Source organism: Rhizobium sp. 18065, from assembly GCF_902706095.1.
Lineage (GTDB): Bacteria > Pseudomonadota > Alphaproteobacteria > Rhizobiales > Rhizobiaceae > Allorhizobium.
In genome coordinates, this window is sequence record NZ_CACSJP010000007.1 from 54,286 (window position 1) to 67,926 (window position 13,641).

Below are 13,641 nucleotides of genomic sequence, written 5' to 3' on the forward strand. Positions count from 1 at the left end.
CGATCAACTGTCTTTTTCGCCAGCCGACTTCTGTTCGATGGCTGACTGGAGCTCCTTTGCCAGTTCGATGAGACGATCCGGCACCAGTTCGCGCTCTTGCTCAGACATCAAAAGATCGAGCTTTTCCCGAACAATGCCGCCCGCACGATGGCGACGGCCTGCCCCGGACGCTCCCGCTATCTTTGCCATTCGGTCCTCCGATACTGAAATCTTCACTCGCTGCACTCTTTTTACTATCCGCCATTAAAACCATTTACGAAACGGGGGCGCGTGCGGTTCACCGCAGAAATCGCCCGTCGCGACGATCAACACGCAATCGTCATGTTTCGGCGTCATGCATCGCCAAGCTTCAGTTCCGGGAATTTCTCAATGAGTGATGTCTGATCGCCGAAGGATTGAGGTGCACCGCTGAGAATGACACTGACATTGTCGCTGATTTCGACCGGCGAACCATGTTCGACCTCTGTTCGATCACCATTGGCCAGAATGAGCGTGGCGCGCAATTTGAAGCCTTGCTTGAGCAACCAGTCACGCGGGGCATGCAGGCTGACACTGGCCCGATACCGCCCGTCGACTTCCTCGACGGAAACCCGGTAGGCCACCGGCGAAAGCCGCTCTCCTATCAGGATCTGCCCTTGTCCATCGGCGTTTTCAAGATGCCTGATCATCGCTCGCTCCTTCTCGTTGCCCGTGCCGGTATCCGTCATGGCACGATGAGGCCATGTCGAAAGAACACTTCCCGGTGGCAGTTGTTCCCCCGGCGCGGCCAAACCGCGGAACACGAAGGCCGTATCTATGCGCCGGCAGCGTGGGCAGGCGATGCGAAAGGCTGCGTCACGAGCAGAGTGGCGGGTCGCATCGTCGGACAGGCGGCCGCGTTCAGCGCCTGAGGCGCCACATCCGCAACCGGACGTGGGTGCTCTGCGGACCACTTGGGGAACTATGCGTATTTCGATGCGTTTCCGCTCCATTGCATCTGATAGTTACCGTGGAGGATGGCGAACTTGTCGATCCGTAAAGCCGAGCTTGCCGCACAGTCCGACGTTGTAGCCCTCATTCCGGCATTGCGTGCCTTTGCCCGCACCTTTTGCCAGAAACCCGAGGAGGCTGACGACCTCGTGCAGGAGACATTGATGAAGGCCCTGGCCAATCTCGACAAGTTCGAGCCCGGCACACGGCTCAAGTCGTGGCTCTTCACCATCATGCGCAACAGCTTTTGCACCCGCATCAAGAAAAGCAGCCGCGAAAGCATCGGCCTGCCGGAGGCTCTTGCAGCCACTCTGGTGACCGAGGCGAGCCAGGATTGGGTCGTTCAGGCCGACGAAGTCCGCCGGGCGCTGGAACGGCTTCCCGCCCATCACCGCGAGATCCTGGTGCTGATCGTCATGCTGGGCGAGCGCTACGAGGATGCCGCCGTGATCTGCGGCTGCGCCGTCGGCACGGTCAAGAGCCGCCTGAACCGCGCCCGCGAGCAACTGAGACGGGAGCTCGGGGAAACCGACATCGACGGTTGAGCCATCAACGAGCGCAGAGCATAACCGCAAACATCTGGCATTCGGGAGGAGCCGCGCCTTGCAGGTCAAGGGGCGGCTATTTGCGTCTGCGATTGCTGTCCAAAGCAACCTTGGCAAGGCAGGTGGATGCCGCATGATCGCGTCGAAACAAGAGAACCGCAAGACGCAGAAAGCCGGCAACTGATATGCCGGCTTTCTGTATTTTTCAGGAGCAATTCCGCAATTCAAAGAAAAGCGGAAACGCTCTGTGGCAACAATCAGGCTGCCTTTTTCTGCGCAGCAGAATTGACGGCGGTCTCCGCCAGCTTGGTCAGGGCCTCGTCGGTCTTGGATTCTTCTGCCAGCGTTGCGTCCAGAAGCTTGACGGCTTCCGTGTAGCCGAGCTGCTTGGCCCAGGCACTGAGCGTGCCGTAGCGGCTGATCTCGTAATGTTCGACAGCCTGGGCTGCGGCAAGAAGACCGGCATCGAGGGCCGGCGAGCCCTTGAATTCGTCCATGATTTCCTCGCCTTCCTCGACGATGCCATCAATGGCGGCGCAGGTCTTGGCGCGCGGACGCTTGCCGATGATTTCGAACACCTGCTGCAGCCGCTCGATCTGGCCTTCGGTCTCGTCCTTGTGCTGCTGGAAGGCTGCCTTGAGCTTTTCGCTCTGGGCACCGCGTGCCATCTTCGGCAGCGTCTTCAGGATCTTGCGTTCGGCGTAGTAGATATCCTTAAGGGTTTCGTAAAACAGTTCGTCGAGGGTCTTGTCGGCCATTGGGGTTCTCCTCAGTGTTTGAATGACACGACTCGAACGGCGTTCAACGCCGATTGTTCCTGGAACACTGCGGCTTTTGCGACAAGGCGTCCAAATGCGACAGCCCGCAACCACCGATTGGGCACCAGCGAAAACACAAGCGGAAAGCGGAAATCAGCCGGCGCTGCGCAGCGCCCGTAGCGCATTCAGGATGACGGCGACATCGATCACTTCCTGGAGCAGCGCACCTTGCACGGGCGCGAGATAGCCGAGCGCCGCCGCGATCATCGCGCCACCGGACAGGACCAGCCCGGCCACGGCACTCTGCACCGCGATGAACCGTGCACGCCGGGCAATCGCCACGGCCACCGGCAGGCGGGACAGGTCATCGACCAGCAACACCACATCGGCCGTCTCGGACGAGGCGGCCGATCCGCGCGCACCGATCGCCACGCCGACATCGGCAACCGCCAGTGCCGGTGCATCATTGACGCCGTCGCCCACCATCATCACGGATCCATGCTGCCGCTCGGCTTCGATCACCGCCACCTTGCTCTCGGGTGTGAGATCGCCATGGGCTCCATCGAGACCGAGCCGCGCTGCGGCGGCGATGACGATATCGCTTCTATCGCCAGACGCCATGATCAGTCGCGTGATGCCGACCCGGCGGAAGGCGTCGACCGTCTGCCCGGCATCCGCCCGCACCTGATCGGACAGCAGGATATGGCCGGCGCCGCGGCCGTCGATCGCAACGGCGACCACGGCGGTTTCAGCCGGCACGACCTGGCGCGGCAGGAGTTCACCCGGCGCCAGCCGGGAGGCGACAAAACCACCGCCGCCAACAGTTACCCGGCGCCCACCCACAAGGCCTTCGATCCCGAACCCGGCGGTCTCGCGAATGTCTTCCGGAAGATCGAGATGCAGACCGCGCGCGACAGCCGCCCGCACCAGCGCTTCGGCCGTGACATGGCCGGATGCCTGATCCAGCGACGCCGCAAGTCGCAGAATGTCATCAGCAGGAAAGCCCGGACAGCAGCGGATCTCGCTGACCTCGGGACGACCAGCCGTCAGGGTGCCGGTCTTGTCCAGAACCACGACCTTGACCGCCGCCAATGCTTCCAGTCCGCCGCCGCTCTTGACCAGCACGCCATGGGCAGCGGCCCGCGACATGCCGGAGATGACCGCGACGGGAACAGCAAGGATCAGCGGACAGGGCGTTGCTACCACCAGCACCGCAAGGGCACGGGTCGCATCCTGGCTGAAGCCGTAGGCCAAGCCTGCCAGGGCAAGGGTGAAAGCCAGAAACGCCAGGGCGTAGCGGTCCGCAAGCCGGACCATCGGCGCCCGGCTCTTTTGCGCATTCTCCACCAGCCTGACGATGCCGGCATAAGTACTCGCGGCAGACTCGCGCAGGACCAGAAGGTCGAAAGCTGCACCGACGACAGTCGCGCCGCTCGGCACTTCGGCGCCTTGCGCAAAACGAACCGGCATCGGCTCGCCGGTCAGCGCAGAGAGATCGAGTTCAACGACACCCGCGATGATCCGGCCATCGACGGGAATGACCTCGCCGCTGCGCATCAACGCACGGTCGCCGGGCTTGAGCGTCTCGATCGGGGCGGAGACCAGTTCTGCGCCGCGATAGACCATGGCGGTGCGCGCGACACGTCCCAGAAGAGCGGTCATGTCGCGCCGCGCCCGGCCCTCGGCAAAACTCTCCAGCTGCTGTCCGCCGGCATACATCACGGCAACAATCGCCCCGGCCAGCGTTTCCCCGAGGAGGAGGGCAACGCCAATCGACAGGGCCGCAATCGCATCGACGCCGACCCGGCCGCCGAGCACCGAGCGGACGATTTCGGTCAGGAGCGCGATCAGCACGACCAGTCCGCTGACCAGCCAGGCGTTCGACGCAATCTCCGGCCGGCCGAACAGATGAAGCAACCCGCCGCCAGCAAGACCCAGCAGAGCAAAACCGGCCAGCAGGGCCGGCGCCATTTCTCGCAAACGCAGCATCGTCACATCCTGTCGCGGTGTGGACCAGCGATCACGCGACAGGTTGAACTGCCCGGGCCTTGCTGGTCTCTGCGTTCCCTTGTAGAGCCATCTCTGAATGAAGCAATTCGGACATAAGCAGCATGATCGATAGCGAACGGCATCGCCGCATCACCGTTCTCGGCTCGACCGGGTCGATCGGTGTCAATACACTCGACGTGATCGAGCAATTGGGCGGCCGCGAACGCTATGACATCATGGCCGTCACCGGCAACGGCAATATCGAACTTCTGGCAGACCAAGCCCGGCGTACCGGTGCGCGACTGGCGGCAACGGCCGATGAAAGCCAGTATTCCGCTTTGAAATCCGCCCTGTCCGGTTCTGGCGTCGATGTTGCGGCAGGAACATCGGGCCTTGATGAAGCCGCCGACATGGAGGCAGGCTGGGTCATGGCCGCGATCGTCGGCACCGCCGGCCTTGCGCCGACACTGCGCGCAGCCGCCCGCGGCGCAGATATCGCGCTTGCCAACAAGGAATGCCTGGTCTCCGCCGGGGCGCTGTTTGTCGACGCCGTGCGTCAGGCCGGCGGCCGGCTGATCCCGGTCGACAGTGAACATTCGGCCATTTTCCAATGCCTCGACAACGACCAGCGCCATGCGCTGGAACGCATCGTGCTGACGGCGTCCGGGGGGCCATTCCGCACCCATACGCGGCAACAGATGGCCAATGTCACGGTCCAGACCGCCCGCAGCCATCCGAACTGGTCGATGGGTCTGAAGATCTCTGTCGGCAGCGCCTCTATGTTCAACAAGGCGCTGGAAATGATCGAGGCGAAATATCTCTTCGATGTTCGCCCCGACCAGATCGAGGTGATCGTGCATCCGCAGTCGATCGTGCATTCGATGGTCGGTTATGCCGACGGCTCGGTGATCGCCCAGCTCGGCGTCCCCGACATGCGCACGGCGATCGGCTATGCGCTGACCTATCCGAAACGCTGCGCGCTCAACGTCGACCGGCTCGATTTCGCCAAGCTCGCCCGCCTTGACTTCGAAGCGCCGGACGAGACCCGGTTCCCGGCGATCCGCCTTGCCCGCACCGCCTTGGAGCGCGGCGGCCTGCAGGGCGCGATCCTCAATGCGGCCGAAGAAACCGCCTTCGATGCCTTTGTCGAGGAACGCATCGGCTTCCTCGCCATGGCCGATGTCGTCGAGCAGGTGATGGACGACATGACCGGCGTCAACCAGGCATCGACCATCGCCGATGTGTTTGCAGCCGACCGCGAAGCACGCAGACTGGCGGCAGGCGTCATCGCGAAGTCCTGACCCTCTAGCCACGACCGTAACGCCCGCTCTGGGAATTTCCGGATAGGTTCCGGCGCATCCCCCTCCTCACTGTTGGTCATGCTCACCAAGGGTTGACGCGCACGGCAATGATCATCGGCAATATCCCTCACATGAAAAATGCGGACCATGTCGCCATGGCCCGCATCGTTATGCGAAGGAATTACGCTGCGATCAAGCGACCGCGCGGGCGAGCGCGCAGCGCGACCAGAGCTGGTGCAGCGAATGCACCAGATGCTCGAGATCCTCGTCCGAATGCAGCGGCGTCGGCGTGATGCGCAGGCGCTCGGTCTTCTTCGGAACGGTCGGATAATTGATCGGCTGGACATAGATGCCGCAATTGTCGAGCAGCAGATCGGAGATCCACTTGCACTTCGACGCATCGCCGACGATGACCGGCACGATATGGCTCGGATTGGGCAGATGCGGGATGCCGGCGGCATCGAGCATGTTGCGCAGGCGGCGCACGCGTTCCTGATGGGCGAAACGCTCGATCTGACTGGTCTTCAGGTGGCGGATAGATGCGACCGCGCCGGCAGCAAGCGCCGGCGGCAGGGCGGTGGTGAAGATGAAGCCCGAGGCAAACGAGCGAACGAAATCGCACAGCGCATGCGACGCCGCGATATAGCCGCCCATGACGCCGAAGGCCTTGCCGAGCGTGCCTTCGATCACCGTCAGGCGGTCCATCAGGCCTTCGCGTTCGGCAATGCCGCCACCATGAGCGCCGTACATGCCGACCGCATGCACTTCGTCGAGATAGGTCATCGCGCCATACTTGTCGGCGAGATCGCAGATTTCCTTGATCGGGGCAATGTCGCCATCCATCGAATAGACGGACTCAAATGCGATCATCTTCGGCGCGCGCGGATCGGCAGCAGCCAGCTTGGCTTCCAGATCCTTGACATCGTTGTGCTTCCAGATGACGCGTTCGGCCTTGGAATGGCGAATGCCTTCGATCATCGACGCGTGGTTCAAGGCGTCGGAAAAGATGATCAGGCCAGGGATCTTGGCGCCGAGCGTGCCGAGCGCCGCCCAGTTCGAGACATAGCCGGAGGTAAAGATCAGGGCCGATTCCTTGCCGTGCAGATCGGCAAGTTCGCGCTCGAGCAGAACATGGTAGTGGTTGGTACCAGAGATATTCCGGGTGCCTCCAGCACCCGCGCCACAGTGATCGATCGCGCCCTTCATGGCCTCGATCACCTTCGGATTCTGGCCCATGCCGAGATAATCGTTCGAACACCAGACGGTAACGTCCTGGGTGCCTTTTTCGGTGTAGCGGGTGGCGCGCGGAAAATTGCCCTGCTGACGTTCCAAGTCAGCAAAGACACGGTAGCGCCCTTCCTCGTGAAGCCCTTCAAGCTCGTTCTTGAAAAACGCCTCGAAATCCATGCCTAAACTCCAGCTTTTTGACTCTCTTTTGCGAGCCTCCGGCGTTGCGGTCAACCCCGGTTTTGTAAATTCATTCTAAACTGCGACAAATGGCGCGAGTTTTAGAACTGTCGCATATAAATACTAAAGGATCGTCCTCTGCGAAACTTGATCTGCGTCAAGCTGCAACAAAAAGGACGGCCGCAACCGCCCTTTTCAAGTTTTTTACGACAGGACAGGCGGTTACGCGGCCTGAACGGCGCGTTTTGCCATGACCCGGATGAGGTTGGCCCGGTACTCCGCCGTGCAGTGCAGATCCGACATCAGTTCGGTCGAATCAATTTGCACACCGGCGACGGCCTGCGGCGACCACTCGGCCGCAAGCGCCCGTTCGAGGCCGCCATGACGGAAGACCCCGGACGACCCGGCACCGGTCACGGCGACCCGTACCCCACCCTCGCCCTTCGAGACGAAGACGCCGGTCATGGCAAACCGTGAGGCCGGGTTGGCGAACTTGGCATAGCCCGCCTTTTCCGGCGCCTGGAAACGTACAGCCGTGATGATCTCGTCATCTGCAAGAGCCGTTTCGAACAGGCTGACGAAAAAGTCGTCGGCCGCGATCTCACGCCGGCTGGTGACGACCGTGGCGCCGAGCCCGAGCACGGCCGCCGGATAATCGGCCGCCGGATCGTCATTGGCAATCGAGCCACCGATCGTGCCCATATGGCGCACATGTGGATCACCGATCAGGGACGCCAGATGCGCCAGGGCAGGACAGACGGCACGAATGGACGCCGACGCGGCGACCTCCGCATGGGTCACGCCAGCACCGATCGTCACCTTGCGACCCTCGACGGCAATGCCCTTCAACGCTGCGATATGGCGAAGATCGACAAGATCCGACGGCTGCGCCAGCCGTTGCTTCAAGGTGGCGATCAGGGTCTGGCCACCGGCAATGAATTTGCCATCGTCGGCGCCGGACAGCAGCTTTCCGGCATCCTCGACCGAAGAGGCGCGGTGATAGTTGGTGGAATAGAGATGCATGGTTATTCCTCCCTTATTCGGCCGCTTGCCGGATCTGGCGCGCCTGCAGCGCGGACCAGACGGCGAGCGGTGTTGCCGGCATGTTGAGCTTGTTGTTGCCGATCGCATCGGTGATCGCATTGATCAGCGCCGGCGGCGAACCGATGGCGCCGGCCTCGCCGCAGCCCTTGATGCCGAGCGGATTGCCCGGACATGGCGTGTTCTGGTGCGAGACGCTGAACGATGGCAGGTCGTCGGCGCGCGGCATGGCATAGTCCATGTAGCTGGCGGTCAGAAGCTGGCCGTTTACCGGATCGTAGTGCACGCCCTCGAGCAGCGCCTGGCCGATGCCTTGCGCAATGCCGCCATGGACCTGGCCTTCGACGATCATCGGGTTGATGATATTGCCGAAGTCGTCGGCTGCAACGAACTGGACGATCTCGGTCTTGCCGGTTTCCGGATCGACCTCCACTTCGGCAATGTAACATCCGGCCGGGAAAGTGAAGTTGGACGGATCGTAGAACGCGCCCTCCTTCAGGCCCGGCTCCATGCCCGACGGCAGGTTGTGCCCCGTATAGGCGGCCAGCGTCACCTGGAACCATGGTACGCTCTTGTCGGTGCCGGCGACCTTCATCTCGCCATTGTCGATGACAATGTCGCTTTCGTCGGCCTCCATCAGATGTGCCGCGATCTTTTTTGCCTTGGCCTCGACCTTGTCGAGTGCCTTGACGATCGCCGACATGCCGACGGCACCGGAACGCGAGCCATAGGTGCCCATGCCCATCTGCACCTTGTCGGTATCGCCATGCACGATGGAGATATTGTCGAGCGGCACGCCGAGCCGGTCCGACACGAGCTGGGCGAAGGTCGTCTCATGCCCCTGGCCATGGCTGTGCGAACCGGTCAGGACCTCGACGGTACCCACCGCATTGACCCGGACCTCGGCTGATTCCCACAGGCCGACGCCAGCGCCGAGAGAACCGACGGCCGCCGACGGCGCAATGCCGCAGGCCTCGATATAGCAGCTCATGCCGATGCCACGCAGCTTGCCGCGCTTCGCGGCCTCTGCCTTGCGGGCGGAAAAACCGTTCCAGTCGGATGCCTGCAATGCCGCATCCAGCGACGCGTCGTAATCGCCGGCATCATAGTTCATGATGACAGGTGTCTGATGCGGGAAGGAGCGGATGAAATTCTTCCGGCGCAGTTCGACCGGCGAGATCCCGAGCTCGCGCGCGGCCGTCTCGACGGTCCGCTCCAGAAGATAGGTCGCTTCCGGACGCCCGGCACCGCGATAGGCATCGACCGGCACCGTATTGGTATAGACGGTGCGGACATTGCAGTGGATGGCGGCAATGTCATACTGGCCGGACAGCAGCGTCGCATAGAGATAGGTCGGCACGGCCGACGAAAACAGCGACATATAGGCGCCGAGATTGGCGACCGTATCGACCTTCAGGCCGATGATCCTGTGATCCTTGTCGAAGGCCATCTTCACCTTCGAGACATGGTCGCGGCCATGCGCATCGGTGAGGAAGGCTTCGGTGCGATCCGACGTCCATTTGACCGGAACGCCGGTCTTCTTCGACGCCCAGAGACAGACAATCTCTTCGGGATAGATGTAGATCTTCGATCCGAATCCGCCACCGACATCGGGCGCGATCACCCGAAGCTTGTTTTCCGGCGCGACATTGTAGAAGGCGCTCATCACCAGACGCGCCACATGCGGGTTCTGCGATGTCGTGTAGCAGGTGTAGTGATCTTCAGCGCCGTCATAGATGCCGAGCGTCGCGCGCGGTTCCATCGGGTTGGGCGACAGCCGGTTGTTGAAGATCTCGATCTCGGTGACATGCGCCGCCTGCGCGATCGCCGCATCGGCAGCGGCACTGTCGCCGATCTCCCAGTCGAAGATAAGATTGCCGGGTGCTTCGGGATGAAGTTCGGGGGCACCCGGTTTCAGGGCATCGACGGCGACGGTCACCACAGGCAGTTCGTCATAGGCAACCTGCACCGCTTCGGCTGCATCGCGCGCCGCGCCGATGCTGTCGGCAACGACGATCGCCACGGCATCGCCGACGTAACGCACGGTTTCGTGCGCCAATGGCCGCCAGCCGCCCATTTTCATCGGCGAACCGTCTTTCGAATGGATCATCCAGCCACAGATCAGATTGCCGATGCCATCCGCCAGCAGCTGCTTTCCGTCGAGCACATCGATCACGCCCGGCATGGCTTTCGCCGCAGAGGCATCGATGCTTGCGATGCGGGCATGTGCGTAAGGCGAACGGACGAAGTAGGCGTATTTCATTCCGGGAACGACCATGTCGTCCGTATACCGGCCCTTGCCGGTCAGGAAGCGCTTGTCTTCCTTGCGCGCCACGCGCGCGCCAATCCCTTCAACACCCATTTTCATCTCCTCCAGAGATCAGGATCAAGGCACTCAGGCAGTGGCAGCAGGTTTAGATGGCGTCGCGGCAGCATTGGCCGGCACCCTTCGATTGTCTGCTGCCTGTCCCTTACTCGGCGGCCTGGCGGCCGGCGTGCATCTCCGCGTTGGCAGACAGGACCGCCTTCACGATATTGTGGTAACCCGTGCAACGACAGATATTGCCCTCCAGCTCATGGCGCACGGTTGCCTCGTCGAGCGTCCCGTTGTGGCGACCGATGATATCGATCGCGGTCATCACCATGCCCGGGGTACAGAAGCCGCATTGCAGACCGTGATGTTCCTTGAACGCCGCCTGAACCGGATGCATTTCGCCATTGACCGCCACGCCCTCAATGGTCGTGATCGTCGATCCGCTGGCTTGCACGGCCAGGATCGAACAGCTCTTGATCGACTGGCCGTCCATATGCACAACGCAGGTTCCGCATTGTGTCGTGTCGCAACCGACATGCGTGCCGGTCAGTCCAAGTGTCTCGCGAATAAAATGCACAAGCAGCGTGCGGTCCTCGCATTCGCCACTCACCGTCCGGCCATTCACCGTCAGCGTCACTTTTGCCATGTTGTTCCTCCTCGTGTCTCTCCCTGACACGAAGGCATCGTGTGTCTTTTCTCCGGCACGATCAACAGCCCAGACCAGCCGAATTGAAATAATTGTATGCCGCAACGCAGCATTGAGGCCTTGTTTTTCAGGCTTCCCGCTTGATTGCCTAATGGACTGAAATTTGGGCCTATTGCAGAACGCGCAGCGCATGGACTTTCGCGAATTGACCGCTATTCTGCGGCTTGCCACCGCCATATTAGAAAAACCTGAATGCGGATGGGTGTTCTCGATCAAGACCGGCTGGACCGGATGCGTAACAGTGGAGAAAACAAGATGAAAAAAGCTCTCATGCTTCTATTGGTCGGCCTGTCGGTCGCTGGCTGCACCCAGACCGAAAAGGGCGCCGGCATCGGCGCTGTCGGCGGCGCAATCATCGGTGGCGCGATTACCGGCGACGTGCGTGGCGCGGCAGTCGGTGCCGCCATCGGCGGCGTCTCCGGCGCCATTATCGGCAATGTTTCGGACCAGCCGGGCCAGTGCTACTACCGCGACCGCAACGGCCGCCGCTACATCGACAGCTGCCCGCGCGGCTACTGACGCCAACGACTGGGACGCGCGATGAGCGCGTCCCTTTTTTATAGAATTTTAAGAAAAGGGTATGCCTTTTTTAGCATTTTCTCCTAAGTTGCCCCTTGGCGGGGGTGCACCAGCCAGGTCGCGATAAGCGAAAATGTGTATGCCGAGTGGATTTGTATTGCCGAAAATGAGTGTCGCGTTCCGGCTCGGTATGGCTCTGTTGACCGTGAGCCCCTTGTTGCTCGGGCCTGTTCTTGCTTCAAAAGCAGCAGCCTTCGAGCTTTTCGGGATTCGGCTATTCGGCAAGGACGACACGACCAATGATGTCATCGATCCCGTATCCTACACCATTGCCCTGACAACCGGCGACGCCGACAGGGCCTTGACCAAGTCCCTGCGGCGAACCTCGCTTCTGCTGTCAGATGAAGATACGCCTGTCTCCGGCGATCTGGGACTGGTGATCAAGGCCAAGGACGATCGCGACCGCCTTCTGGCCACCCTTTATGAGAATGCCCGCTATGGCGCGATCGTGACCGTTCTGGTCGATGGACGCGACATCGACAGCCTGCCGCCCAATCCGACCTTCGACAGGTCGAGACCGATCCCGGTCGCGATCACCGTGGAGACGGGACCGGTCTTCACGCTTGGCGACGTTACCCTCGAGGGCGATGCCGCGCGGCTGGATCCGGCGGAATTCGAGCTGGCGCCGGGTGGCGCGGCCGGCTCGCTGACAATTCTGAAGGCCGCAGCACAGATCGCCGACACCTTGAAATCGGAAGGTCGACCGCTGGCTGAACTGACCAAGCGCGAAGTCGTCGCCGACCATGACACCAACACCGTCGACGTGACGATCGCCGTCGAGGCAGGCCCTGTCGCGCCGCTTGGCGATGTGACGGTCAAGGGCGCGCGGCAGGTCAATGCCGAATTCATCGAGCGCTATTCACGACTTCGCCCGGGCCAGCCCTATTCGCCCGAGCAATTGCGCAAGGCTGGCGAGCGCCTGCGGACGCTCGGGGTGTTTTCCTCCGTGACCATCAACGAGCCGGAGGCGCTTGCCGCTGATGGCTCGTGGCCGCTGGCCATCACGGTTGCGGAAGGCAAGCACCGCTATTTCGGCTTTGGCGCCAGCTATTCCTCGATCGACGGCGGCGGGCTTGAAGGCTATTGGGGCCACCGCAACCTGTTCGGCAACGCCGAATCGCTGAAGCTCGAAGGCGCGGTGCGCGGCCTCGGCGAAATCAGCGATGTCAGCAACCTCTCGGATCTCGACTATTCGGCCGGCATCACCTTCATCAAACCCGGCGCCTTCTTCCCTTCGGCAACGCTGGAGGCGAGCATCAAGGCGAGCACGCTGGACAGCGAGCATTATGATGCGGCCTCCATCACCGGCAAAGTCGCGCTCGCCTATGAGCTGAGCGATATCGATACGGTAAGCGGCGGCGTTTCGCTGACCTATGACAGCATCGAGGATGCCTTCGGTGAAAATGAATACCTGACCTTCGGCGTCCCCCTCGGCTATACGCGCGACACCCGCAACAACAAGCTGAACCCGACCGAAGGCTATTTTGCATCGGTATCGACCACGCCGAGCTACGAAATCAACGGCAGCACGGTCTTTGCCTCCGTCGAAGGCTCGGCGTCCGGCTATCTCGGCCTTGGCGCAGAAGATCGCATCGTGCTCGCCGGCAAGCTCTCTGCCGGCAGCCTGTTCGGCGGCAGCGGCCTGGCATCCATCCCCGCCACCCGCCGTTTCTTTGCCGGCGGCGGCGGCTCGGTGCGCGGGTACGCCTATCAGGAGATCTCGCCCTACAATGACGCGGGCGACGCCACGGGCGGCCGGTCCTATGCAACCGGCTCGTTCGAGGTCCGGATGCAAGTCACGGAGACGATCGGCATCGTGCCCTTTCTCGATGTCGGCAGCGTCTCGAGAAACAATGTCCCGGATTTCTCCGATCTGCGCATGGGCGCCGGCGTCGGACTGCGCTACATGACACCTTTCGGGCCGCTGAGGCTCGATGTTGCCATTCCGTTGCAACGATATGACGACGGTAGCCGTTATGGCATTTATGCCGGCATAGGTCAGAGCTTCTGATCCGCGCAGATCCGGCAGGAC

Annotated in this window: 12 protein-coding genes; 4 read left to right on the plus strand and 8 right to left on the minus strand. The window is 61.8% G+C overall.

Going from position 1 to position 13,641, the window contains the following annotated elements; genetic code table 11:
- Window positions 1-3 precede the first annotated feature (3 nt).
- Window positions 4-189 carry a hypothetical protein gene (locus GVK95_RS16935; protein ID WP_159951713.1) on the minus strand — a complete coding sequence of 62 codons (186 nt, stop codon included), beginning with the start codon at window positions 187-189 and terminating at the stop codon, window positions 4-6.
- 143 nt (window positions 190-332) lie between these two features.
- Window positions 333-668, minus strand: a complete 336-nt coding sequence (locus GVK95_RS16940; protein WP_244618798.1) for a hypothetical protein — start codon at window positions 666-668, stop codon at window positions 333-335.
- A gap of 327 nt (window positions 669-995) precedes the next feature.
- On the opposite strand from GVK95_RS16940, the gene GVK95_RS16945 reads away from it, so the two are divergent.
- The gene (locus tag GVK95_RS16945; RefSeq protein ID WP_159951717.1) at window positions 996-1,514 is read left to right on the plus strand and encodes a sigma-70 family RNA polymerase sigma factor; all 519 of its coding nucleotides are present in this window, start codon (window positions 996-998) and stop codon (window positions 1,512-1,514) included.
- A gap of 257 nt (window positions 1,515-1,771) precedes the next feature.
- Here GVK95_RS16945 and GVK95_RS16950 read toward each other — a convergent pair whose 3' ends face one another.
- Both GVK95_RS16950 and GVK95_RS16955 read right to left on the minus strand, forming a co-directional pair.
- Entirely contained in the window at window positions 1,772-2,272 is a 501-nt protein-coding gene (locus GVK95_RS16950) for a ferritin-like domain-containing protein (protein ID WP_159951719.1), read from the minus strand.
- Window positions 2,273-2,425: 153 nt separating this feature from the next.
- A complete protein-coding gene (locus GVK95_RS16955) occupies window positions 2,426-4,261 on the minus strand; it encodes a heavy metal translocating P-type ATPase (RefSeq protein WP_159951721.1) in 1,836 nt (611 codons plus the stop codon).
- Window positions 4,262-4,383: 122 nt separating this feature from the next.
- On the opposite strand from GVK95_RS16955, the gene dxr reads away from it, so the two are divergent.
- A complete protein-coding gene (gene dxr / locus GVK95_RS16960; protein ID WP_159951723.1) occupies window positions 4,384-5,562 on the plus strand; it encodes a 1-deoxy-D-xylulose-5-phosphate reductoisomerase in 1,179 nt (392 codons plus the stop codon).
- 192 nt (window positions 5,563-5,754) lie between these two features.
- Here dxr and hemA read toward each other — a convergent pair whose 3' ends face one another.
- The 4 genes from hemA to GVK95_RS16980 all read right to left on the minus strand — a co-directional run bounded on the left by hemA (window position 5,755) and on the right by GVK95_RS16980 (window position 10,970).
- A complete protein-coding gene (gene hemA, locus GVK95_RS16965; RefSeq protein WP_159951725.1) occupies window positions 5,755-6,969 on the minus strand; it encodes a 5-aminolevulinate synthase in 1,215 nt (404 codons plus the stop codon).
- Between the two features lie 222 nt (window positions 6,970-7,191).
- Entirely contained in the window at window positions 7,192-7,992 is an 801-nt protein-coding gene (locus GVK95_RS16970) for a xanthine dehydrogenase family protein subunit M (RefSeq protein ID WP_159951727.1), read from the minus strand.
- Between the two features lie 13 nt (window positions 7,993-8,005).
- Window positions 8,006-10,372, minus strand: coding sequence for a xanthine dehydrogenase family protein molybdopterin-binding subunit (locus GVK95_RS16975; protein WP_159951729.1), 2,367 nt, complete (start codon window positions 10,370-10,372; stop codon window positions 8,006-8,008).
- A gap of 109 nt (window positions 10,373-10,481) precedes the next feature.
- Window positions 10,482-10,970, minus strand: a complete 489-nt coding sequence (locus tag GVK95_RS16980) for a (2Fe-2S)-binding protein (RefSeq protein WP_159951731.1) — start codon at window positions 10,968-10,970, stop codon at window positions 10,482-10,484.
- Window positions 10,971-11,285: 315 nt separating this feature from the next.
- Between GVK95_RS16980 and GVK95_RS16985 the strand changes: the two genes are divergently transcribed.
- Both GVK95_RS16985 and GVK95_RS16990 read left to right on the plus strand, forming a co-directional pair.
- The gene (locus GVK95_RS16985; protein ID WP_159951733.1) at window positions 11,286-11,549 is read left to right on the plus strand and encodes a glycine zipper domain-containing protein; all 264 of its coding nucleotides are present in this window, start codon (window positions 11,286-11,288) and stop codon (window positions 11,547-11,549) included.
- Window positions 11,550-11,739: 190 nt separating this feature from the next.
- Entirely contained in the window at window positions 11,740-13,620 is a 1,881-nt protein-coding gene (locus tag GVK95_RS16990; RefSeq protein ID WP_200844316.1) for an autotransporter assembly complex family protein, read from the plus strand.
- Window positions 13,621-13,641 lie beyond the last annotated feature (21 nt).